Below are 23,706 nucleotides of genomic sequence, written 5' to 3'. Positions count from 1 at the left end.
CGTAATAAACCTCTTATCAGGTCTACCAATATCTCGTAGGCCTGATAAGCGCAGCGCCATCAGGCAAATTCTCGTCTTACCTCTCACAGCAATTAGTTCTTCTTTATCGCTTTTCCGCTACAATTATCAACAATTTGAATCGATAAGAGGCGGTAATGCGTCAGACGAAAACCGGTATCCTGCTGGCAAACCTCGGCACTCCCGATGCCCCAACCCCCGAAGCCGTTAAGCGCTACCTGCGCCAGTTTTTAAGCGATCCACGCGTAGTCGATACGTCCCCTGCGCTGTGGTGGCCGCTGCTGCGTGGTGTGATTTTGCCGCTGCGAGCGCCGCGTGTGGCAAAGCTGTACCAGTCAATCTGGATGGAAGACGGTTCCCCACTGATGGTCTACAGCAAGGCGCAACAGCAGGCGCTGGCACAACGTCTGCCTGATACCCCTGTCGCGCTGGGGATGAGCTACGGTTCGCCATCGCTCGAAAGCGCGGTCGATGAACTGTTGGCAAGCGGAGTGGAACACATGGTGGTGTTACCGCTGTACCCGCAATATTCCTGTTCGACGGTTGCAGCAGTCTGGGACGAGCTGGCGCGCATCTTAGCGCGTAAACGCGGTATTCCCGGCGTCTCTTTTATTCGTGATTACGCCGATGACAGCAGCTACATTGATGCGCTGGCCAAGAGTGCCCGGGATTCATTCGCTCAACATGGCGAACCTGATTTACTGCTGCTCTCCTACCACGGTATTCCGCAGCGCTACGCCGATGAAGGCGATGACTACCCGCAGCGCTGTCGCGATACGACGCGTGAGCTGGTTTCAGCGCTTGGTCTGCCGCCGGAAAAAGTCATGATGACCTTCCAGTCTCGCTTTGGCCGCGAACCGTGGCTGACGCCGTATACCGATGAAACGCTAAAAATGCTGGCGGAGAAAGGAACTCGGCATATCCAGGTTATGTGTCCGGGCTTCGCGGCTGATTGTCTCGAAACGCTGGAAGAGATAGCGGTGCAAAACCGGGAAATTTTCCTTGAGGCTGGCGGTAAGCAATATGAGTATATTCCGGCGTTGAATGCCACACCGGAACATATCGAAATGATGGTTAAACTGACCGCCGCCTACCGCTAAAGCTGTTGCTTAAAGAAACGCGCGCCGTCCTGCAGAGCTTCATCGGCGGTTTTCATCACCCGCGAATAGTGCAGGAAGGCGTGCAGCGTACCGGGATACATTTTGTACTGGCAGGGCTGCTGATGCGCCTGTAACGTCTGGAATAATAAGCGGCTATCGTCAATCAGTGGATCGAACTCCGCACCGGCGATAAAACACGGCGGTACGTCGCGCGTCAGATCGTTATTAAACAGGCAATAGTACGGTGACTCGCGATCGTCAGCGCTACGTAGGTACGCGTTTTCATACATCTGCAAGTCCTCGCGGGTTAACCCATCCCACGCTCCGCCCATCAGCCGTCGGCTCAGTGAATCCTGCAGCCCGTAAAGCCCATACCACAACAGCACGCCAGCCACCTTGCCGCAGGCAATGCGTTTATCCCGCAGCCACAGCGCGCTGGCAAGCGCCAGCATGGCTCCGGCGGAATCGTCCGCAAAACCAATCGTATTGATATTGAGGGAATAGTCGCCAGCATGTTGATGATAGTACTGGCAAACGGCGACGATCTCTTCGATGGCTTGTGGGTAGCGCGCTTCCGGCGACAGCGAATAGTCGATGCCAATAACTGTGCACTGGGTGTAGTGCGCCAGTAAACGCATAATCCGGTCATGGGTATCCAGATTACCGAGAATAAAACCGCCGCCGTGCAGGTAATACAGCGTGGCCTGGCTTTGGGGCTGCGGAGCGTAGATGCGTGTGGCAACGGGGCCGCACGCGGTAGAAATCACGCATTCTCGGGTATGCATCTGCGGGGCATCAGCATTCCACAGTCGCCGCTCATGAATGTAGTGTTGGCGCTGGGCCACGAAGTCATCGGCAGCGGGCCACGGCGGCAAATCGTCGCGATGAAAATTCACCACGCTTTTCATTTCATCCGAAATTTTGTCGAGTACGGGGATTTTGTTTTCCGGCTTCATAAAACGCTCCTTGTGAAGGTGAGTTATTGTAGAAATTAATCCCGGATAAACTGCGATCTCACCGTCCGATATTGAAACTCAGCGTCGCATCGCATGCGCTGCAGGGAATGTGCTACCATGCATCGCTCAGTTAACCACCCGTAAAATCGACCATGAAATTTCCCGGTAAACGTAAATCCAAACACTATTTTCCCGTCAGCGCGCGCGATCCGTTGCTGCAACAAATTCAGCCAGAAAATGAAACCAGCGCAGCCTGGGTGGTGGGCATCGACCAGACGTTGGTGGATATTGAAGCCAAAGTGGATGATGACTTTGTAAAACGTTATGGATTAAGCGCCGGGCATTCTCTGGTGATTGCCGATGATGTCGCAGAAGCGCTCTATCAGGAACTGGTGCGTGAAAATTTGATCACCCATCAGTTTGCGGGCGGTACGATCGGTAACACGATGCACAACTACTCCGTGCTGGCGGATGACCGCTCGGTGCTGCTGGGCGTGATGTGCAGCAATATCGAGATTGGCAGCTATGCGTACCGTTATTTATGCAATACCTCCAGCCGTACCGATCTGAACTACCTGCAAGGCGTTAATGGACCGATTGGTCGTTGCTTTACGCTGATTGGTGAATCCGGAGAGCGTACCTTCGCCATTAGCCCTGGGCATATGAATAAGCTACGGGCGGATAGCATCCCTGAATCGGTAATTGCCGGAGCGTCCGCGTTGGTGCTGACGTCCTATCTGGTGCGCTGCGAGCCGGGCGAGCCGATGCCGGAAGCGACCATGAAGGCGATTGAATACGCTAAAAAACACAATGTGCCGGTGGTACTGACGCTGGGCACCAAATTCGTCATTGCCGATAACCCGCAGTGGTGGCAGGCATTCCTCAAAGAGCATGTCTCTATTCTGGCGATGAATGAAGAAGAGGCTGAAGCGCTGACCGGCGAGAACGATCCGCTGCTGGCGTCTGACAAGGCGCTGGATTGGGTGGATCTGGTGCTGTGCACTGCGGGTCCGGCAGGTCTGTATATGGCGGGCTTTACGGAAGAAGAAGTCAAACGTAAAACCCAGCATCCGCTGCTGCCTGGAGCGATTGCCGAATTCAATCAGTACGAATTCAGCCGCGCCATGCGCCATAAAGACTGTACCAATCCGCTGCGCGTGTATTCGCACATTGCACCGTATATGGGCGGGCCTGAAAAGATAATGAATACCAACGGTGCTGGCGACGGCGCGCTGGCGGCATTGCTGCATGATATTACCGCCAACAGCTATCACCGCAGTAACGTGCCTAACTCCAGCAAGCACAAGTTCACCTGGCTGACCTATTCGTCGCTAGCCCAGGTGTGTAAATATGCTAACCGCGTGAGTTACCAGGTGCTGAACCAGCATTCACCGCGCCTGACGCGCGGTTTGCCGGAACGTGAAGACAGTCTCGAAGAGTCGTACTGGGATCGCTGAGTTCTTGCCCGATGGCGCTACGCTTATCGGGCCTACGCGTAACAATATGCAGGCCGGATAAGGCGTTTTACGCCGCCATCCGGCACGTAACATTAACTGGCGGTAGCAACTTCACCGGCAGGCGGTGTTTCAATTAGCTCCAGCATGGTGCGGGCGATTTCACGCTCGCCCATGACGACCTGATTGGCGCCGCGCTCGGTAATATATTCCACCTCATCGTCATAATGTGCGCGGGCGATAATCTCAATCGACGGGCACTTCTCGCGAGCGGAAGCGACAATTTCACCCGCTTCATAGCCATTCGGAATGGTTAGCAACAGCCAGCGTGCGCAATCCAGATGCGCCAGATTCATAATCTCTTCGTTAGCGGCATTTCCTAGCACCGCGCGGATCCCACGCTCGCGCAGTTCATCCACCCGGGTACGTGAGGTTTCGATAACCACCAGCGGGATCCCCGCAGCCATCAATTTCTCACCCAGCAGGCTGCCGACGCGACCAAAGCCAACCAGCAGGGCGTGATTGCAGATATCCACCGGAATTTGCTTCTCTTCTTCGATAGCCTCTTCCAGAGTCTGCTCTTCCAGCGTTTCTGTTTTGGCGAGATATTTTTCTAACACCGCGAACAGCACCGGGTTGAGCATTATGGACAGGATTGCCCCTGCCAGCACCAGATTCTGTCCGGCCTGCGGCAGCAGGTTTAACGCCATTCCCAGACCCGCCAGGATAAAGGCAAATTCACCAATCTGCGCCAGACTGGTGGCAATGGTGAGCGCCGTGCGTTGAGAGTGACCAAACAGGCGCACCAGGAAATAGGCGGCAAGGGATTTACCAAAGATGATAATCGCCAGCGTGCCCAGTACTGCCAACGGCTGCTGGATCAGGACTAACGGATCGAACAGCATTCCGACGGAAACGAAGAACAGCACGGCGAACGCATCGCGCAGCGGCAGGGTGTCATGCGCCGCACGGTGGCTCAGCTCAGATTCATTCAGCACCATACCGGCGAAGAACGCGCCCAGCGCAAAGGAGACATCGAACAGCTCTACTGCGCCGAAGGCGATACCTAAGGCGAGGGCGAGGACTGAGAGGGTAAACAGTTCGCGTGAACCGGTTGCGGCGCTGCGGGCCATAATCCACGGTACCAGGCGACGACCCACCAGCATCATAATCGCGATAAACGCCACCACCTTACCGATGGTAATGCCCATATCGACGGCCAGCGAAGCGAAGCCGACATCTTCTTTTTCCAGCATTCCGGCGACGGCTGGCAGGAGAACCAGCGTCAGCACCATCATAAGATCTTCGACAATCAGCCAGCCAATGGCAATTTGCCCGCGCTGGCTGTCAATGAGCTGTCGTTCTTCAAGCGCACGCAGTAGCACCACGGTGCTGGCGGTTGAAAGACACAGACCAAACACGATCCCCACCATCAGCGACCAGCCTAATACAGCTGAAAGCGCCATACCCAGCAGCGTTGCCACTGCTATCTGGGCAATCGCGCCGGGAATGGCGATTGACTTTACCGCCATCAAATCCTTCAGGGAAAAGTGCAGCCCGACGCCGAACATCAGCAGAATAACGCCAAGCTCGGCCAGTTCAGGCGCGAGCTTAGTATCAGCAACAAAACCAGGTGTAAATGGACCGGCCAGAACGCCCGCTAACAGATATCCCACCAGAGGAGAAATACGTAGTTTATTGGCAATCATGCCTAATATAAAAGCGAGCACAAGGCCGCCGACAATGGTGGTGATAAGCGGGGTGGCGTGATGCATTCCGTCTCCTTTGGTTGCTGTGATGATCCTAAAAACCCAAACTACGAGTAATAGTTTATGACAATTTTAATGTTTATGTTTATGAATAATTATTGAATTTTGAAGAAAACGGGATTTTAAGCGTAAAAAAGCACGGATCGGAAAAGTACGGTGATATGTGAGAGGTAAAGGCTGATGGCTACTGTAAGTAATGATGGCCAAAATTTACTTTTGGCCATCAGAAAATCAGGCTTTGTGTCGGTTATCAGGTAAGAATATGGTCAGTATCCCCAGAAGTGGCAGGAAAGCACATATTTTGTAGACCAAATCGATGCTGGTATGGTCGGCTATCAGCCCTAGCACCGCGGCTCCCAAGCCGCCCATGCCGAAGGCAAAACCGAAAAATAACCCAGAAACCATGCCGATACGCCCAGGAAGCAGCTCCTGTGCGTAAACCAGAATGGCAGAAAACGCCGATGCGAGGATAAAACCAATGATCACGGTTAAAATCCCGGTCCATTCCAGCGTTGCGTAGGGTAAAACGAGGGTAAATGGCGCAACGCCGAGGATAGACCCCCAAATAACATATTTTCTGCCAATTTTATCGCCTAATGGTCCGCCAATCACCGTCCCGGCCGCGACGGCAAACAGGAAGGCAAACAGGTGAAACTGGGCGTTTTGTACCGATAATCCGAATTTTTGCATCAGATAAAAGGTGTAATAGCTGCTGATGCTCGCCATATAGAAGTATTTGGAGAAAATCAGTACCAGCAGGATGCTTACAGCCAGCACCACTTTATTACGTGGCAACGGATTAACGATAGCGACCTTCGGCTTTCCTTTACTCATCCGATGCTGCGCGGCATACCAACGGCTGATTTGCGCCAGGACGACAATCGCTAATAGCGCAGCCAGAACAAACCAGGCCACATTACCCTTACCATATGGCGCGATGATGACAGCCGCCAGCAACGGTCCCAGTGAGCTGCCGAAGTTGCCGCCAACCTGGAAAATCGACTGGGCAAGGCCGTGGCGACCGCCGGAGGCCATACGCGCCACGCGGGACGATTCTGGGTGAAATACCGAAGAGCCGGTGCCAACCAGCGCCGCGGCGAGCAGCACCATATGGAAGCTGCCGGCCATGGCCAGCAAAACAAGCCCGCTCAGCGTGAAGCACATTCCTATGGGCAGCGACCATGGCATCGGATATTTGTCCGTCCAGTAACCCACCACCGGTTGCAGCAGCGAAGAAGCTAGCTGGAAGGTTAGGGTGATCATCCCGATCTGCATAAACGTCAGCGAGAACTCTGACTGCAATAGCGGATAAATCGCCAGGATCAGCGACTGAATCATATCGTTTAGCAAATGGGAGAGGCTGATCGCTCCTAAAATGCCAAATGAGGTGCGTGCTTTAGCAACCGACGCTGACGCGCCAGCCACAGGCTGGGTTGGTTCACTTATTGCCATAGAAAGTCACTTCTGTTTGGGTTGCGATTATGAGGGTAATCTAATTTGTTATTATTACCTGACTAACATACCTGCGGAAGGTGTTTGAAGGAAGTCTCATTTCTGAAAACATTTTCGACTATTATTTCATATCATTGTAATTTCAGTCGTTGATTTTGGCTCAGGGAGAGAAATATGAAGTTTTTAAAACGGGGCGTGGCGCTGGCGTTATTAGCCGCATTTACGCTGGCAGGTCAGCCAGCGCAAGCGTACGAAAAAGATAAAACCTACAAAATTACCATTCTGCATACCAACGATCATCACGGTCACTTCTGGCGTAGCGAATATGGGGAATACGGACTGGCGGCGCAAAAAACGCTGGTGGACGGTATTCGTAAAGAGGTGGCTGAGGAAGGGGGCAGCGTACTGCTGCTTTCTGGTGGTGATATTAATACCGGCGTACCGGAGTCCGATCTGCAGGATGCGGAACCTGATTTTCGCGGGATGAACCTGATTGGCTATGATGCGATGGCGGTCGGAAACCACGAGTTTGATAATCCGCTTAGCGTATTGCGCCAGCAGGAAAAATGGTCCAAATTTCCGTTTCTCTCGGCCAACATTTATCAGAAAAGCACCGGCGAGCGTTTATTTAAGCCGTGGGCCATCTTTAAGCGCCAGGATTTAAAAATTGCCGTACTTGGTTTAACCACTGACGATACGGCAAAAATTGGCAACCCTGAGTTCTTTACCGATATCGAATTCCGTAAACCTGCTGATGAAGCCAAACTGGTTATTCAGGAACTGCATATGGGTGAAAAGCCAGACATCATTATCGCGACCACCCATATGGGACATTATGACAACGGCAACCACGGCTCGAACGCCCCTGGCGATGTCGAAATGGCGCGCAGCCTGCCAGCAGGTTCGCTGGCGATGATTGTCGGTGGCCACTCGCAGGATCCGGTGTGTATGGCTGCGGAAAATAAGAAGCAGGTTGATTACGTACCGGGTACGCCGTGTGCGCCAGATAAGCAAAATGGGATCTGGATTGTACAGGCCCACGAGTGGGGGAAATACGTGGGCCGGGCGGACTTTGAGTTCCGTAACGGCGAAATGAAAATGGTTAACTACCAGCTCATTCCCGTTAATCTGAAGAAAAAAGTGACCTGGGACAACGGTAAAAGTGAGCGCGTACTCTACACCCCGGAGATTGTTGAAAATCAGCAAATGCTTTCGCTGCTGACGCCGTTCCAGAATAAAGGTAAAGCGCAGCTCGACGTGAAAATCGGTAGCGTCAATGCGCGCCTCGAAGGCGACCGTAGCAAAGTCCGTTTCGTGCAAACCAATATGGGGCACTTGCTGCTGGCTGCGCAAATGGCGCGAACCAGCGCTGATTTTGGCGTGATGAGCGGCGGCGGTATCCGTGACTCCATCGAAGGCGGCGATATCACCTATAAGAGCGTGCTGAAGGTACAGCCGTTTGGCAACATCGTGGTGTACGCCGATATGAGCGGGAAAGAAGTGATTGATTATCTGACCGCGGTGGCGCAAATGAAGCCGGACTCCGGAGCCTACCCGCAGTTTGCCAACGTCAGCTTTGTAGCGAAAGACGGCAAACTTAACGATTTGAAAATCAAAGGCGAACCTGTTGACCCAGCCAAAACCTATCGTATGGCAACGCTGAGCTTCAACGCCACCGGCGGTGATGGCTATCCGCGCATTGATAACAAACCAGGCTATGTGAATACCGGGTTTATTGATGCGGAAGTGCTGAAAGAGTACGTACAGAAGAACTCACCGCTGGATGCCAGTGCGTATGAGCCGAAGGGTGAGGTGAGCTGGCAGTAACAGGGAGGAGTGCCGGATGGCGGTGCTGGCACCTTATCCGGCCTACAGGTCAGTGCGATTTGTAGGCCTTAAAGCTGCGCGCCATCAGGCATTCATTCTATAACCGCTTAATCCCGGCGGGCGATATCGGCGAATTTCGCATCCAGAATTTTCGCCAGATCGCTCGCTGCCAGTTCGATATCCAGCCCACGTTTGCCGCCGGAAACATAAATGGTGTCAAACGTTTGGGCTGGCGCGTCGATAAGCGTCGGCAATCTTTTTTTCTGCCCCAGCGGGCTGATACCGCCTACCAGATAGCCGGTAGTGCGTTGCGCGACCATGGGATCGGCCATATCGACCTTTTTGGCACCCAATGCTTTGGCAACCTTTTTGAGATCCAGTTGACCTGCTACCGGTGTGACGGCGACCGCCAGATGCTTCATGTCGCCATTCACGGCAACCAGCAGCGTTTTGTAAACCTGGTCCGCGTTCAGACCTAACTTTCGCACCACTTCATCACCAAAGTTCGTCTCGGACGGATCGTGATCGTAGGTGTGGATCTGGAAAGAAATTTTGTTTTTTTCGAGTAATTTAACGGCGGGTGTCATAGCAATTTTCCTGGCCCAGACAAAATACGACTCAAGCATACGCCTGATGTCTGTCTAAAAAATAGTACCATCTTGCGCAATAGTATTGGCAGGATGATGACTTTGAGCGACAATCGAACTACACCGACGCTTTAAGCGCCGGGATCATAATAATGATGAAATTCCTCTTTGACGGGCCAATAGAGATATTGGCCATTTTTTTTACCGTAACATCTCCGGCAAATTTCCTTCTCCGTATAAATGCAGCGCGCCAACGGCCACGACGTAGTGACCAGCAGGCATCGCTCTGAGCCGATCGCGCCAGGCTGTGTTGCGTTGATGCATCAATACGTCATACAACGACTGGCTAAAGGTATTGGGAAGCGTCAGTTCGCTATTGCGCGGCGGCGTTTCAAGCCACCAGCCCATCATCTGCTGTAGCAGTCTGGCATTGGTATGCCAATGCGTCAGAGTATCGTCCAACAGGGCCAGTCCGTTATCAGGCAACTGACATAACAGCTCGATTTGACTGGATGCGCCTTCCAGTTCAATTATCGGTTTATGCGCCTGCTTAGCCGCATTCAACAGTTGATAATCAATCCCGTATTCCGCCCGCAGCCCTAGCTGCTGTGCCTGCGTTGCCTGTAATACCATGGCAATTTGCCATAACGGCTGAGTGGAGAGCAGGGAAGGAGAAATGCCCAGTTCATCGGTGACCTTATGCAGATTATCTAACTGCTCCGGGCTGATGCGCTCTTCGAGTGCGGCAAAGGTCGGCAGGTCGGCAAACGGCGTGTCGTCACCGGAAACATCCGCTTCGACAATCAGCGCATCGGCATGCTTGAGTTTTTTGAGTAATTTGGCAGGCAGAGGCGCCATATCGCGGCTGCCCATGTGAATGCTGCCAATCAGATGAAAATGGCGGTTGCCGGGCAAAGAGATGTCGATGGCAGGCCAGGTATAGTGGTTGCCGCGCAGTGCAGACCATAATGTTTTTACCCGGTATAACAAATCCATACGACCTCCCTAAGTGGAGAACCATGCTAGCGCGTGGCCGGAAAAGTCGCAATGTGTGAATTGCCGGATGGCGCAGTTGATAGCGCCATCCGGCAAAGGGTTACTCTTTAGGTTTGAAGCGCAGCAGTCGGTTCGCGTTGCTCACCACGGTAATGGAAGAAAGCGCCATCGCCGCCCCGGCGACTACCGGGTTGAGCAGCGTGCCGGTGAACGGCCACAGGATCCCAGCGGCAACCGGGATGCCGATGCTGTTGTAGATAAACGCGCCGAGCAGGTTCTGTTTCATATTGCGTAGCGTTGCCCGGGAGATAGACAGCGCATCCGCAACGCCCATCAGGCTATGACGCATCAGCGTAATCGCGGCTGTTTCAATCGCCACATCGCTGCCGCCACCCATGGCGATCCCTACATCGGCCTGAGCCAGCGCAGGTGCATCGTTGATACCGTCACCGACCATGGCGACCTGACGCCCCTGGCTCTGCAGACGCTTGATCGCCTCGGCCTTACCGTCCGGCAGAACGCCCGCAATCACCTCGTCAATACCCGCCTCTTTGGCGATGGCGTTGGCGGTCGTTGGGTTGTCGCCGGTCAGCATCACCAGACGATACCCGGCGCGGTGCAGGCGCTGGAGCGCTGCCACGCTGTCGCTACGCAGTGGATCACGAACCGCTAACAGCGCCGCCGCTTTACCATCAATCGCCAACAGGACCGGAGTTGAACCCTGGGAAGCCTGAACGGTGATTTCAGCTTCCATTTCAGTGGTATCAACCTGCTGTTCATTGAGCAGAGCCTGATTTCCCAGCAGCAACGTATGACCTTCGGTCTCGCCGCTGACGCCTAACCCGCGCAGCGTACGGAAACCGTTGACCTGCGGCAGCGAGACATCGCCTGCTTTGTCCAGAATCGCCCTGGCCAGCGGGTGGCTGGAACCCTGTTCAAGGGCTGCAGCCAGACGAATTGCCCGCGCTTCATCGGTGTTGCCAAACGTTTTGATGGCGACAACCTGCGGTTTGCCTTCGGTCAGCGTCCCGGTCTTATCAAAGACGAGAGTATCGAGCGTGCTGGCGCGCTGCAGCGCATCGGCATCACGTACCAGTACCCCAAACTCAGCGGCACGCCCCACGCCGGAAATAATCGACATCGGCGTTGCCAGACCCAGCGCACAAGGGCAGGCGATAATCAGAACGGTGGTGGCAATGACCAGCGTATAGACAATCTGCGGTGCTGGTCCAAAGAAATACCAGATAGCCGCACTGACCAGCGCAATGGCGACCACGACCGGAACGAACACCGAGGAGATACGGTCGGCCAGTTTGCCAATTTCCGGTTTGCTGCTTTGCGCTTGACGCACCATACGAATAATGCGTGACAGCGTGGTGTGGCTGCCAACGGCGCTGGCGCGGAACAGCACGCTGCCGTCCTGTACGACCGTACCGGCGTGGACGCTATCGCCTTCACCTTTTTGCTGCGGAATCGGCTCACCGGTCAGCATCGCTTCATCTAGCCAGGCTTCGCCCTGCGTAATTTCTCCATCGACTGGCACGCGGTCGCCGGTGGTCAGGCGCAACAACATTCCCGCCTGAACGTCTGCCAGCGGCACGTTCTTTTCACCTTCGTCAGTAACGACGCGTGCGGTCGGTGGCGTCAAATCAAGCAGTTTTTCCAGCGCTTTGGACGAGCGCTGGCGAGCCCGCGCTTCTAGCATGTGTCCGAGGTTAATCAGACCAATAATCATGGCGCTGGCTTCATAATAGAGGTGTCGCGCTTCCATCGGGAACCATTGCGGCCAGAGGTTGACGCTCATGGAATAGAGCCATGCCACCCCTGTACCCAGCGCGACCAACGTATCCATAGTCGCGGTGCCGTTCATCAGGCTTTTCCACGCATTGCGGTAAAAGTGACCGCCCGCGAAAACCATCACCGCAAGCGTTGCCAGACCAATCGTCAGCCACAGGCTGCGGTTGTCATCGCTCACCATCATGTTGTCGCCAATCATTCCCCATACCATGACAGGGATACCCAGCAGCAGCGCGACGGCCGCCTGCCAGCGAAAACGTTTCATGGTTGCCACGGCGGTTTCTTGCTGACGCTCGCGGCGCTTAGCATCATCTTCAATGGCTTCTGCGCCGTAACCTGCTTTTTCTACCGCCTGCACTAAATCTGCGGCGGAGGCACTGCCCATTACCAGCGCAGTGCGTTCCGCCAGGTTTACCCGTGCCTGGGTGACACCCGGTACGCTTTGCAATGCATTTTGTACACGGGTCACACAACTGGCGCAGCTCATGCCGTTTAACAGCAACTGTTGGCTGTCATCATCAGCCGTAGCTGCCGGAAGCTCGGAAGGGACCGCTGCCAGTGCTTCCGACGGGATTGATGACTCCGTCAGCGGTTTAGCCTTTGGGTGGCTTAACTCCGCGCCGTAACCGGCTTGTTTGATGGTTTCAATCAGCGCTTCTGCGCTGGCGCTCCCGGTAACATGCGCCTCTGTCACGGAGACATCCGCTTGCTCAACATCCGGACGTTGTTCCAGACTTTCTTTAACGCGTTTTACGCAGTGACCACAGGACAAACCGTCCAGGGTTAGATCGATTGTTTGAGACATAACCAACTCCTTCATTGCAGGTTTAACTGACTGTGATAAAGGTTAAACCTTCCAGCAAGGGGAAGGTCAAGGGTGTTTTTAGAAAAGATGAAAAAAGGGGCGAAGGGGGAAAAAACGGGAACGTCACCTCAGAGCGTTCCCGGTCTGTTATTGATTGAGGACGATAAGCGGCGTTCGATGCTCCGGTTCATTTATGACTGTGAGATCGGCACCGTACAGCGCGTTCAGCGCCCGTTGCTTCAGGACATCCTGCGGATACCCGTTATCAACAATCCTGCCGCGTTCCATCAATACCACGCGGTCGGCATAACGCGCTGCGAGGTTGAGATCGTGCAGGACGCAGCAGACGCTAAACTGCCGTTCACGCACCAGGCGACGCAGCAGACGAAAAAGGTGCTGCTGGTGGTGAATATCCAGGGCGGAGGTAGGTTCATCGAGAAATAACCATTTGGGCCGAGGCACGGGCTCCCAAAGCTGAACCAGCAGGCGCGCCAGCTGTACCCGCTGTTGTTCTCCTCCCGACAGATGCCGGTAATCGCGCGCGGCCAGCGCCTGGCAGTCGCACAACGTCATGATGTGTTCCGTTTCATCGCCCGTATTGCGCGTGCGATACGGATGCCTGCCCATGCGAATAACCTCCTGCACGCTAAACGGGAAGGCCATATGACTGTTCTGGCGCATCACGGCACGGGTTTTTGCCAGCTCGGTGATTGACCATTCGTTCAGCGGCTTGCCGAATAAGCTACAGCGCCCACTGTGAGGTTGCAGATAACCCGTGAGCTGGCGTAGCAGCGTTGATTTCCCGGCGCCATTCGGGCCAAGAATCGCGATAATCTCTCCTTCAGGTAGCGTCAGGGAAACATCGTCGGTCAATCGTCTGCCCTGAATGTGGTAAACCAGATTTTCAGCAACGATCATGACACCCTCCGGCTACGCAGTATTAACCACAGAAAATACGGTCCTCCGATCAGGCTGGTTAACAGACCAACGGGCATTTCGGCAGGCTGCACCAGAGTGCGGGCCAGCGTATCGGCAATCAGGAGTAGACAGGCGCCCGCCAGCGTCGAGCAGGGAATCAACCAGCGATGATCGGCGCCGGTAGTCATTCTGATCAGATGTGGGATCACCAGGCCAATAAAACCAATTACGCCGCTGACGGAAACGGCAGCACCAACCAGTAGCGAGCTGAGCAACAGTAACTGCTGGCGCTTACGTTTGACGTTCACGCCGAGGTAATGCGCCTCTTCATCACCCAATTGCAGCAAATTAAGCGTGCCCGCCATACAGACGGTGACAGCAATGGCTGGAAGAACAAAGGTACTGGCAACCAGCAGCGTTGGCCACTGGGCCTGGCCGAGATTGCCCATCATCCACAGCGTAAGTTGACGTAGCTGTTGCTCATCGCCCACATAGCTCAGTACGCCAATAGCCGAACCGCACAAAGCATTGATAGCGATACCGGCTAACAGCAGTTGCATCATTCCGCCGTGGCTATGACGCTGGCTTATCAGGAAAATAATCGTGCAGACCACCATGCTGCCCGCGACGGCAAAAATCATCTGCTCATACAGCACCAGCACCACGGGAAACGAAAAGGGGATAACTATCGCGATACCGACCATCAGCGCGGAGCCGCTACTGACACCAAGCAGGCCAGGATCGGCCATCGGATTGCGAAAAAGCCCCTGCATTATAACCCCTGCCGTTGCCAGCGCTGCGCCTACCAGAACGGCCAGCAACACACGGGGCAAACGGATGTTCAACCAGATGTCACGGTATTCGTCGTTGAACAGCGCGCTGAAGCTAATGTTCAGCGCCCCCTGGCTGGCTCCGAAGAGCATCAGAGCGACCAACAACAGAGAAAGACCCGTCAGAATGCTGACGGAAGAAAGCGAGTCCTTAAGCACGCAACGCTCCATAACGTCTTTGCGGCGCGAAGTTCCCGCGCCGCGAGGGGTTTACGCGGGTTTCAGTCCTGGCTCAACCAAACTGTAAATCTGGTTATTGAGTGACGGGGCTGTAGCCAGTTCGTGAATGTGCCTTGCAACATCTGCACGCATCACAAAACCATGGCACTCCTCGGCCTGTATCCGTTGCGCCTGACCTGTGGCTGCACCGTTCAGCAAACCGCCGGGGCGGAGAATGGCGTAGTCCAGTTGACTGGTTTGTAGCCAGCTTTCAGCCAACGATTTTTCGCGTACCGCCTGACCAAATGCGGCCCTGGCGCGTGGGGACAAAAAGGGCCAACTGTCGCCACAGCCAAGCGAAGTCACCAGAATCATGCGTTTGATCTCCGCTTTTTCTGCTTCATCAATGACGGTTCTGTGCGCCAGATAATCCTGGGCACCGCCCATGGAGGAGATCACCGTGGCATGTTGACCCGCTGCGCGACAGGCACAGGCGGTGACCTGGCTGTCGCAGGCGTCGCCAATGAAGACCTGCACACCTTTTTCCTGCAACCCGGCAGCGACCTGCGCGTTGCGAACGACGGCAATCACCGGACGTTGTTCCGCCAGTGCGAGTGCCAGTGTTTTCGCGCCGACGCCGCTACCACCTGCACCAAAAATGAGCCATGGAGCCATCAGGCATGTTCCTTTAAGGATGAAGACAGCGCGTGAAAGGCGCTGACCTGGTCGGCCAGTAGCTGACGATGCTCATCCCGACCGAGGAAAATTTTGAACATAGCGCTACCCGCCTGGTTAAAGAAGAGAATGGACGCGGTGTCCATGCCCATAAATTTGCGTTCAATCAGGGCGATATGTGTGCAGTTTTCTGCCTTGATATGACCGGTCATGCCTTTTTTGCCGCGCAGGTTGAAGTAACCGTGGCGGTGGAATCCGGAAGGTAATTCACCGGTGAATTCCAGAATGACATCAGCAGTATGGACCAGGGTGGTGACTTTGCCCCATTCGCTGACGGTTTCCCAGACGGTATCAAATTGATCGCCGGAAACCAGCGTCGGGGAGGGGAGGTTTTTCACCACCTCCAGCAGCGTGGTGTTGTACTGGGCTGCGATAGCTTCCAGCGTACCGTCCGGCTCAGTTTTCAAAAAATCCTGTAAAGAGACATGGCTCATACTTCACTCCTTTTATGGTTGCTCTACCGCAATACGCGGCGTGTTAAGTGTTTGAATCAGTTCATCAAGAGACTGCAAAATATTGCTCGCCCAAAAACGCCCTTCATTAGTCAGGCGTACACAGGTGCTGGCATCTCGCGTCAGTCCTGCGTGATGCCACTGGGTCAGTAGCGGGGCCAGTTTTTGTGCATGAGGTGTCAGTTCATCCAGCGGGACGCGGGCCGTTTCAATACCGGCCTGGAGGGTGTGTCGCCACTGGAAACCACGCTCGGCGGTGCGCATCATCATCATGAGCGGTTTTTTTCCGGCGGCGATGGATTCATGCCATGTGGTCAGATTGCGCTCGACCATCCAGGAATAGCCATTGACTGACCCTCCTGCGCCAGAGCCGAATGCCAGACAGTCTGCGCCCTGTTTAATCAGCAGGTTGTACAGATTGCGTTCCCGTGTGGTGCGCGCCCAGTGGCTGTTGCTGATGCAGCGCCAGCCCGCGCTGTCCATAAAATCGCAGCCCTGAAGATAGAGGTCGCGACGTTCGGCAGGAGAGGGAACCGTTGTGCGCCCGGTTTCAACCGCTTTGCCAAGCGGTGTATTAGGGAGCAGGTTCAGCGCATAAAGATCTACGCCGTCGAGGCCGATGTCGCGGGCAATCGCCAGATCCTCGCTCCACACCTTTGCGTCCTGTCCTGGCAGACCAAACAGCAGATCGCAGACCACGGCGGCTCGATCCCGTTTTACCAACCCCTGCATAAAGGCCATCGCGGTCGGGCCGTCCGAAGTGCGCGCCATTTTCTTGCGGATCCGGCTGTTAAATGACTGAATGCCGATCGAAAATCGATTGGCGCCAGCGTCAAGGCAGGCATCTATTCGCGCATCGTCAAAATTGAGTACCCGCCCCTCAATGGTGATTTCGCAGTCCGGCGCCAGCGGTAGCTTGTCACGTAGTGCGGTGATGATTCTGGCCAGATCCCGTGCCGACAGCGCAGACGGTGTACCGCCGCCAAAATAGACGGCGTGAATCGGGGCCGACTGATGCAATGCGCTATCGGCTTCCATCTCTATTTCGCGTAATAGCGCGTTGGTGTAGCGGGCGCAGTGATCCTCTTCAAAGCGGTTTTGATAAAAACCGCAGAAAGTACAATGTGTTGCACAGAAAGGGATATGCAAGTACACCAACCGTTTCCGCGGTGGGGTTGGCTGGCTGATGACCTCCTGCCAGGTTTGTGACAATAGCTCTTTGGCAACCGGGATCGCCCCACGCCAGGGCATCGTGGCGCGGCGATCCTTAAATGGCTGACTTCCCTCGAGCGCAAAATGCGCGGTGAGATCCAGCGAGTGTTCAGTTTTCATTGTTCTTTATAAATCCAGTTAGTGAGGCCAGAATTGCTGGTGCAGGGCTTCAACCGCATCGGCGACGCGCGGCCCCATACCCAGAATTAGCGCCTGGTCAACCGCCACAATGCGCTGGTTTTTCCAGGCCGCAGTGTGGGTAATACCGGCAATCGCGCTCAGACGAGCCAGACCGCCATCCACCATTTGCGACGTCACCACGATCACCTCTGGGTTGGCGGCGATCAGCGATTCCGCGCTGTAGCTTTTATACTGCGCATGGGTGGCGACATTTTGTGCGCCTGCAAGGGTCATAATGGCATCGGCTACGCTGCCTTTTCCGGCGACCTGTGGCGCGCTTCCGCCAGCGGAGAGAATGAACATGGCTTTGACCGGCGCGTTTTTCGCTGCCACGTTGTGCTGAACGCGATCCAGACGTTGACGTATGCGATCGATCAACGTCTCACCTTGTTCGCGAATGCGCAGGGTTTGAGCCAGTTCCCGAATGTTGGCGTACATCTGTTCGACGGTGGCCGGTACGCGCGGCAACGTCACGACGTTAACTTTTTGCGCCCGCAACTGATCCAACACGATTTGAGGGCCAGCATCCTGCCAGGTGATAAAGCTGTCCGGATGCAGCGATAAAATGCCCTCGCTGTTTAACTGCTTCCAGTAGCCGATATGCGGGAGTGCGGCAGTTTCGGGTGGATACGAGGTGGTTTCATCAACGCCGACCACCCGGTTGCCGATGCCCATGGCGTATATCAGTTCGCTAAGAGAGCCGCCCGCCACCACCAGGCGGTCGGCGGACTGGGCACTGAAAACGCAGGCGAGGCTCAGTAAGCCAATCAAGAGTTTTTTCATCGTCAGAAATTCCACGCAAAGCCAACGGCGGCATTGAAACCAGCGTCTGGAATAGATTCATGCGCGGTTCTGTAACGCTTGTCGGTCAGGTTGTTGAGCGCGAGGTTGACCTGATACTGATCCTGCGGACCGAACTCGGTGTTGAATGCAAGGTTAAGCGTGGCCCAGCCTGGGTAGTTGATTTCCGTGGTGCCGGTATTATCTTTGGCGCTGGACGCCGCGCGGATAAAGACATCGGACGTCAGGTTAGCGGCGTTCATCAACCAGGTATGTTTCAGGCCGACGCGCCCGGTCAGAGTGGGTTCGCCGGTATCCCAGGTTTTAAGGGTATTGCCTTCGTACTGACGGCGAATGAGATTACCGCTCAGGTAAGGTGAAACTGCCCAGCCGTTGTATTCTGCGGTGAGTTCCATGCCCCAGGTTTTGGCCCGATCGATGTTGTCGTAGTAGTAATAGCCGCCCCGTGAAGAGGTGGTATTACCGCTGCATACGGGTTGACCTGAACAGGCCAGGCTGGCGATATAGTCTTTGGCTTCGGAGTAATAAATGGCGCCGTCAATCAGCCACATATTCCCTTTATACCGTGCACCCAGCTCATAGTTATTCGAGTGTTCCGCCTTCAGGTTTGGATTGCCGTAGGTTACGCTGCCGCCTGCGGACGTCTGCATAAACAGCTGAGTCAGCGTGGGGAAGACATAGCCCTGGGCATATGCAGCCCGAAGTTCAAGATCTTTAAAACCGGAATAGCGTAGGCTGGTTGAGGTCACCAGTTCATCATCGTGAACGGAATTTCCTCCGGTGGATTGCCAGGTGCTGCCGCTGCTTTGCAGGGTTTGCGTATCGTTGCGCTTGAGCTTCGAAGACAGCCAGTACTGGCGTGCGCCTACGGTCCACGTCCAGTCATCGGCAAAGCGCCAGTCGTTTTGCGCGAACAATGAGGTGTTGCTTTGCTCCGCTTCGTTGTATGACAGGGTACGTGTTTGCGTATCGAAGAAGCCGGTAGCTGCGGTCTGGCGCGTACTGCCGTCCGTGTCCTGTTTTATTTTGTCATGCTGATATTGAGTGCCAATCACCAGCTCGTTGTTAGCAGGCAGGGAGAAGTTGCTCTGTAGCGTTACCCCTTGGGTATACTGTTTGTCGTTGGTATTGGTCTGATTGCTGACCGTCAGCGCTTTAATCATCGGGCTGGGGATCACCTGGGTCGTTTTGACCCGGTTTTCAAATTTGCGCTCTATTGTCTGGCTGTATGCATCAACATGGATGTTCTTCAGGTAATCCCCATCGGCCGCGTAGTCGTAGAAAAGACCGATTTTCTCGCGTTCCAGCTTAGGTATTTTGACGCTAAAGTCGTCGAACTGGCCCTCTGGATCGTCAAACCAGGTTTGAGTAGACAGTTTGTAACGATCGAGGGAGAGCCCAATTTTGTGGCGATCGAAGTTGTAACCCAGCCATACGCCCTGGCCGTTATTACGGAAGTTGGTGTTGGGCAATCTTCCGTCAGGCGTATCGCGGTCCCCCTGGTCGGAATAGCTGCCATTGATGCGGTAGTCAAAGTTTCCGATGCTACCCCAGGCCGCTGCCGACTCTTCCCATCCTGCCGTTGCGGAGTTATAAACAGCCTTAACGCTGCCGCCGAGAGGCTTATCACCGCCTTTTTTGGTAATAAAGTTTACGACGCCGCCAATCGCCTGCGAACCGTAGAGGACAGAATAAGGGCCTTTGACCACTTCAATCCGTTCCAGCGCGGATTCGTCAATCAGCAAACCGGCTCCGTAGTTTTGTCCGGCACGTTGGTAACTGACGACCTGGCCGTCGATCAAAATCAGCACCCGCGAAGACGCTTCGCCACGGATACGAATTTGTTTCCGCCCTGCGAGGGCGTTATCGGTGACTTCGACGCCGGGAATATCTTGTAAATCATCAGCAATAGAAACGCTGGTGGAGTTTTGCAGCGTCTGGCGATCGATAACCTGTATGGTTGCTGGGCTATCCCAAAGGCTACTTTCTGTGCGGTTAGCCGTGACGATAACCGTGTCTTCGTCGGACGTAGAAGCGTGTGTTGGAGAGGTAGCTGCAAAAGCGGCGCCGGACATGCATAATGTCAGGGCTGAAAGAATAAATGGCCTTTGGTTATTCCGTGGCAACATAAGAGAACCTTTATTGAATGTAAATGATCATCATTATCATTCGCGTTTATATATAAAATTGTTTCCCTTTGTTCAAGATGAAAGATGTAGAACCAATATATCTTTTGATTTGAGTCAATTTCGTGCAGTCATTAAATGCATAAATGTGATCTAAATCGGATATAACAATGTGAATTAAAAGGATTTGTGCATCGCGGTGAGGGTGGGAAATGTGCAGGGTTCTCGGGTAAATCATCAGGACAATCTGGGCTATAATGGGCTCAGTACCAACAAGATCCGCGGGGGAAATGTGAATATTAGCGATGTTGCGAAAAGAACCGGTTTGACCAGCAAAGCGATACGCTTTTATGAAGAAAAAGGCTTAGTGACGCCGCCGCTGCGTAGCGAAAATGGCTATCGCACATACAACCAACAGCATCTGAATGAACTTACGCTGCTGCGCCAGGCACGCCAGGTGGGTTTTAATCTCGAAGAGTGCGGCGAACTGGTGAATCTGTTTAACGATCCGGCGCGTCATAGCGCAGATGTGAAAAAGCGTACCTTAGAAAAGGTCGCGGACATTGAGCGGCATATCAGCGAGCTGCAGGCCATGCGCTTGCATTTGCTGGCACTGGCGGAGAGTTGCCCTGGCGATGACAGCGCCGAATGCCCGATCATTGATAACCTCTCCGGCTGCTGCCACCATAAAGCGAAGGCTTAACGGCGAGGGGGATTAAGCATAAATACCACCGTGCCGCGGTACCACGGGGATTTCTCAAGCTGCGCTTCAGCCTGCGGGTCCCGGCTACCGTTTTGCACCAGCCCCAGCTTAAACGGAATGCGCAGACGACTGAGTGCGGGCAGATACGCCTGATAATTCGTTACCGTATGACGGCCCTGATAGCTCTGGACCACCAGTTCATCGACCGCCAGCGCATTCAGCGTGGCGACGTCGCCCGTTTTTGCCCAATCCAGCAGTCCAGTCACGCCAAGTGCAAACTCGGCCGGTAACTGTTGGCGTAATTGCTGCAGAAAGCGGGCGTAATCGGCAAGCTGATGGGTCGCCGCGTCAAAATCAACCTGCAGGCCGACTACATGATTCCCGGCGGCCTGCCAGCGTTGCATCAATCTTATGATTCGAGCCGGGATCGCCTCCGGTACGTCGAGCGTGGTAAAGCGCACGGTCAGCCAGATCGAGGGAAAAGACAGGCGGCTGACCGGCAGCCCGAGACGCTGGAAAACCACGTTACCCGAACGAACCAGCACCTCACCCTGATGCAGATAGACCGTTTGTGCGTCTTTCAGCTCATCACTGGCCTTCACGCCGGACCACAGCCAGAAGGCCGGATGCTCACGGGCGGCGACGATATCCGCCGCCTGCGGCTGGCCTGTCAGCAGCGCGGTTACCAGTAGTATTTGAGTTTTTGCGCCCACGGACTTCCCGGATACTGCGTTTTCAGTTGGGTGAACCAGCCTCTACGCTGCAGTTTATCCACTTCCTCACCGCCGCACTCGTTAGAGCCTGACGGCGCATAGCACATGATGGCGCGATACAGCGCGAAGCTCTTGTCTTCAACCTCTGCTTTCGGCGAAGTGATCACCTGCTGATAGTAGCGTTGCCTGTCGAACTGACCGAACGGCTCCTTGCGCGATATTGCTGATTCAAGAACGTCGTTGCCAGCACTGTTTTTCCACAAATCGACGTGGGTTTGCGTGGTGCGGAAGAATTCGCCTAAGCAGTTCAGCGCGTGGGCATCATCCGCTTTTTTGCTCAATACCGTTACCGTTTCATTGAGGCTGCGACAGGTGTAACCGCGCTCGGCAGCGTCGCCGTTCCAGTCGAAAATACTCAGATTAACGTCATCAAACGCGTCGCCAATAACCGGCGGAGTAATGGCGCTGGCCAGTTTTCTGTCATTCAACCAGTCGCCAAAGCGGTTTTCGGTAAGATCGCGTACCAGCAGCGTATGCAGGGCGATGGTACGCTCTTCATTGTTAGGTCCATGGATGGCCTGCTGGCGCAGCAGTTCAGGCGAGGCCTGTGTTTTCAGTATCTGCGAGCGAAAACGCAGGTTGGTTACTGCGCTTTCTGGGGCAAATACCGCCGCCACGTCGCCGCTATAAACCAGCGTTGCGGCGAGCTTAGCCTGTACATACTGCTGCTGTTCGTTGTCCTGGCTGAGTTTTAGCAACTGCAGCCAGAAATCACGCGCCGCGCTCCAGTTCTTCTGGCCCATCAGCGCTTCGCCGTACAGCACTTGTTCGCTGAAGGCGAGGGTATCGTGAACGGCAAGTTTCTGCGCTGGCGTAACTGCCTGAATAATCGCCGCGTAGTTCTCCGTCGCCAGCCACAGATTCAGTTGCAGATCGCGCCATAGCGGTAGTTTTTGGCTCTGCTCAAACACCGGTTTGCTGGCATCGAGCTGCGCCTGGGTCAGCGTGGGTTTACTGTTGTTATCCAGACGCAGCGCGCGCAGTAGTTCGATATAGCTGACAAGCGGCGCATCGGGGAATGCTTCCACCACGGACTGTTCGTAGAACGCCATACCGTAAACATTATCGTATTCGATGACTATTTCTCGCAGTTGCCGAGCGTCAGCCGACTGCTGGAGCGTCTGCTCATACAACCCGGCCAGCTGCGGCCACGCCTGTAAATACCAGTTGATGCGACGCAGCATACCGCGCGCGGAGTCGGCATACAGGCCTTGCGGGAAGCGTTGCAGGTAGGCTTGTGCCTGCGTCTGAGCCTGAGTCGCGTCCTCGCGGTTAATTTTTGCAATATCAAAATCGCCGTACTCGCCTACGCTGTTCTGGCTGCTCTTGTTCAAGGCCGCACGCATCAGCATGTATTGCGCGGTCTCTGCCAGCCACGGGCGCTCACTTTTGGCAAGCTGAGTGAAATCCCGTTCGGCGCTGGCATAATCACCGGCATAGAAACTGGCAGCTGCGGCCAGATAATTTTTATAGGACTGAGCCGGTGAATCAGCCGGGAGGGTGGCAAGTGAAGACTCAATTTGCTCGCGGGTTGCCCCGGATAGCAGCCCCGTACGCGCCTGGGCTAAGGCCTGGCGCTGTTCCGCCGTTAACGTCGAGTCGGCCAGCAGTGCGGCAAAAAATGCGCTGACGCTCTCGGTGTTATTCGAAACATGACGGTTCTCAAGCTCAGCGTCGTTGACGTTTATTTCGTCTGCGCTAATGTTCAGTTCGGCCATCTGTCGGGAGAGTGGGCTGTCTGCGGCGGATGCCGGAGCAGCGGCTGGCTGCGAGGTTGCCTCATCCCATTGCGGGTGATAGGCAAAATAGAAATCCCGGGAGCGGGTGATATCCGCTGGCATTGATTGCACCGGCAGAGCAAATGATTTTTCCTGGCTCAGCAGCCGCAGCAGGTTGTCGCGACTGTCGTTTTCAGGGTTGAAGGTCGGCGTGCCTTTCAGCAGGCAGCTGTCGTCGCTCCATTTGCAGTCTTCCATATCGAAAGAGGCGAATGCCTGCGGGGCGGCGGTCAGTAATGTGCAAAGGGCAAAGGCAAGGGGTGTCTTCCTGACCATAG

19 protein-coding genes are annotated in these 23,706 nt (G+C 54.7%); 4 read left to right on the top strand and 15 right to left on the bottom strand.

Annotated features, from left to right (window positions below):
- Nucleotides 1-155 precede the first annotated feature (155 nt).
- A complete protein-coding gene (hemH, locus tag GFB57_RS21600; RefSeq protein WP_003021775.1) occupies nucleotides 156-1,118 on the top strand; it encodes a ferrochelatase in 963 nt (320 codons plus the stop codon).
- Here hemH and aes read toward each other — a convergent pair.
- Nucleotides 1,115-2,074, bottom strand: coding sequence for an acetyl esterase (gene aes / locus GFB57_RS21595; protein WP_290366905.1), 960 nt, complete (start codon nucleotides 2,072-2,074; stop codon nucleotides 1,115-1,117). The two genes, hemH and aes, sit on opposite strands and share 4 nt — an antisense overlap.
- A gap of 152 nt (nucleotides 2,075-2,226) precedes the next feature.
- Between aes and gsk the strand changes: the two genes are divergently transcribed.
- Complete coding sequence (gene gsk / locus GFB57_RS21590) at nucleotides 2,227-3,531, top strand: inosine/guanosine kinase (RefSeq protein ID WP_003021781.1); 1,305 nt, start codon at nucleotides 2,227-2,229, stop codon at nucleotides 3,529-3,531.
- 92 nt (nucleotides 3,532-3,623) lie between these two features.
- Here the strand turns inward: gsk and ybaL are convergent, their stop codons facing one another.
- Both ybaL and fsr read right to left on the bottom strand, forming a co-directional pair.
- Nucleotides 3,624-5,303, bottom strand: a complete 1,680-nt coding sequence (gene ybaL / locus GFB57_RS21585; protein WP_003021783.1) for a YbaL family putative K(+) efflux transporter — start codon at nucleotides 5,301-5,303, stop codon at nucleotides 3,624-3,626.
- A 225-nt stretch (nucleotides 5,304-5,528) separates the two neighbouring features.
- Entirely contained in the window at nucleotides 5,529-6,749 is a 1,221-nt protein-coding gene (gene fsr / locus GFB57_RS21580) for a fosmidomycin MFS transporter (protein ID WP_003021788.1), read from the bottom strand.
- Between the two features lie 174 nt (nucleotides 6,750-6,923).
- Between fsr and ushA the strand changes: the two genes are divergently transcribed.
- A complete protein-coding gene (ushA, locus tag GFB57_RS21575; RefSeq protein ID WP_003021791.1) occupies nucleotides 6,924-8,576 on the top strand; it encodes a bifunctional UDP-sugar hydrolase/5'-nucleotidase UshA in 1,653 nt (550 codons plus the stop codon).
- A gap of 107 nt (nucleotides 8,577-8,683) precedes the next feature.
- Here the strand turns inward: ushA and ybaK are convergent, their stop codons facing one another.
- From ybaK to GFB57_RS21525, 10 genes are all read right to left on the bottom strand, one after another.
- A complete protein-coding gene (gene ybaK, locus GFB57_RS21570; RefSeq protein WP_003021794.1) occupies nucleotides 8,684-9,163 on the bottom strand; it encodes a Cys-tRNA(Pro)/Cys-tRNA(Cys) deacylase YbaK in 480 nt (159 codons plus the stop codon).
- 201 nt (nucleotides 9,164-9,364) lie between these two features.
- A complete protein-coding gene (locus tag GFB57_RS21565) occupies nucleotides 9,365-10,159 on the bottom strand; it encodes a TraB/GumN family protein (protein ID WP_003021795.1) in 795 nt (264 codons plus the stop codon).
- A gap of 100 nt (nucleotides 10,160-10,259) precedes the next feature.
- Nucleotides 10,260-12,761: a copper-exporting P-type ATPase CopA gene (gene copA / locus GFB57_RS21560; RefSeq protein WP_003021797.1), complete on the bottom strand. Its 2,502-nt coding sequence runs from the start codon at nucleotides 12,759-12,761 to the stop codon at nucleotides 10,260-10,262.
- Nucleotides 12,762-12,908: 147 nt separating this feature from the next.
- A complete protein-coding gene (locus tag GFB57_RS21555) occupies nucleotides 12,909-13,679 on the bottom strand; it encodes a heme ABC transporter ATP-binding protein (RefSeq protein WP_003021801.1) in 771 nt (256 codons plus the stop codon).
- On the bottom strand, nucleotides 13,676-14,668 hold the full coding sequence (locus tag GFB57_RS21550) for an iron ABC transporter permease (protein ID WP_003021806.1): 993 nt from the start codon (nucleotides 14,666-14,668) through the stop codon (nucleotides 13,676-13,678). Before GFB57_RS21550 ends, GFB57_RS21555 begins: the two co-directional genes overlap by 4 nt.
- 51 nt (nucleotides 14,669-14,719) lie before the next feature.
- Entirely contained in the window at nucleotides 14,720-15,343 is a 624-nt protein-coding gene (gene chuY, locus GFB57_RS21545; RefSeq protein ID WP_003021809.1) for an anaerobilin reductase, read from the bottom strand.
- Entirely contained in the window at nucleotides 15,343-15,837 is a 495-nt protein-coding gene (gene hutX / locus GFB57_RS21540) for a heme utilization cystosolic carrier protein HutX (protein WP_003021812.1), read from the bottom strand. Before hutX ends, chuY begins: the two co-directional genes overlap by 1 nt.
- Nucleotides 15,838-15,849: 12 nt before the next feature.
- The gene (hutW, locus tag GFB57_RS21535) at nucleotides 15,850-17,187 is read right to left on the bottom strand and encodes a heme anaerobic degradation radical SAM methyltransferase ChuW/HutW (protein ID WP_003021814.1); all 1,338 of its coding nucleotides are present in this window, start codon (nucleotides 17,185-17,187) and stop codon (nucleotides 15,850-15,852) included.
- Nucleotides 17,188-17,205: 18 nt separating this feature from the next.
- A complete protein-coding gene (locus GFB57_RS21530; protein ID WP_290366904.1) occupies nucleotides 17,206-18,030 on the bottom strand; it encodes a hemin ABC transporter substrate-binding protein in 825 nt (274 codons plus the stop codon).
- 2 nt (nucleotides 18,031-18,032) lie between these two features.
- A complete protein-coding gene (locus GFB57_RS21525; RefSeq protein ID WP_003021819.1) occupies nucleotides 18,033-20,177 on the bottom strand; it encodes a TonB-dependent receptor in 2,145 nt (714 codons plus the stop codon).
- Nucleotides 20,178-20,466: 289 nt separating this feature from the next.
- Between GFB57_RS21525 and cueR the strand changes: the two genes are divergently transcribed.
- Nucleotides 20,467-20,877 carry a Cu(I)-responsive transcriptional regulator gene (gene cueR / locus GFB57_RS21520; protein WP_003021822.1) on the top strand — a complete coding sequence of 137 codons (411 nt, stop codon included), beginning with the start codon at nucleotides 20,467-20,469 and terminating at the stop codon, nucleotides 20,875-20,877.
- Here the strand turns inward: cueR and GFB57_RS21515 are convergent.
- Nucleotides 20,874-21,590 (bottom strand): DUF3142 domain-containing protein, encoded by a 717-nt coding sequence (locus GFB57_RS21515; protein ID WP_003021825.1) that lies wholly within the window; start codon nucleotides 21,588-21,590, stop codon nucleotides 20,874-20,876. The genes cueR and GFB57_RS21515 overlap by 4 nt on opposite strands.
- A complete protein-coding gene (locus GFB57_RS21510; RefSeq protein ID WP_003021828.1) occupies nucleotides 21,560-23,704 on the bottom strand; it encodes a hypothetical protein in 2,145 nt (714 codons plus the stop codon). The genes GFB57_RS21515 and GFB57_RS21510 overlap by 31 nt, the downstream gene beginning before the upstream one ends.
- Nucleotides 23,705-23,706 lie beyond the last annotated feature (2 nt).

The organism is Citrobacter sp. S39 (genome assembly GCF_009495675.1).
GTDB classification, from domain to species: domain Bacteria; phylum Pseudomonadota; class Gammaproteobacteria; order Enterobacterales; family Enterobacteriaceae; genus Citrobacter; species Citrobacter freundii.
The sequence above is the reverse complement of the archived record's forward strand: the minus strand, read 5'-3'. Positions and strand labels throughout refer to the sequence as shown.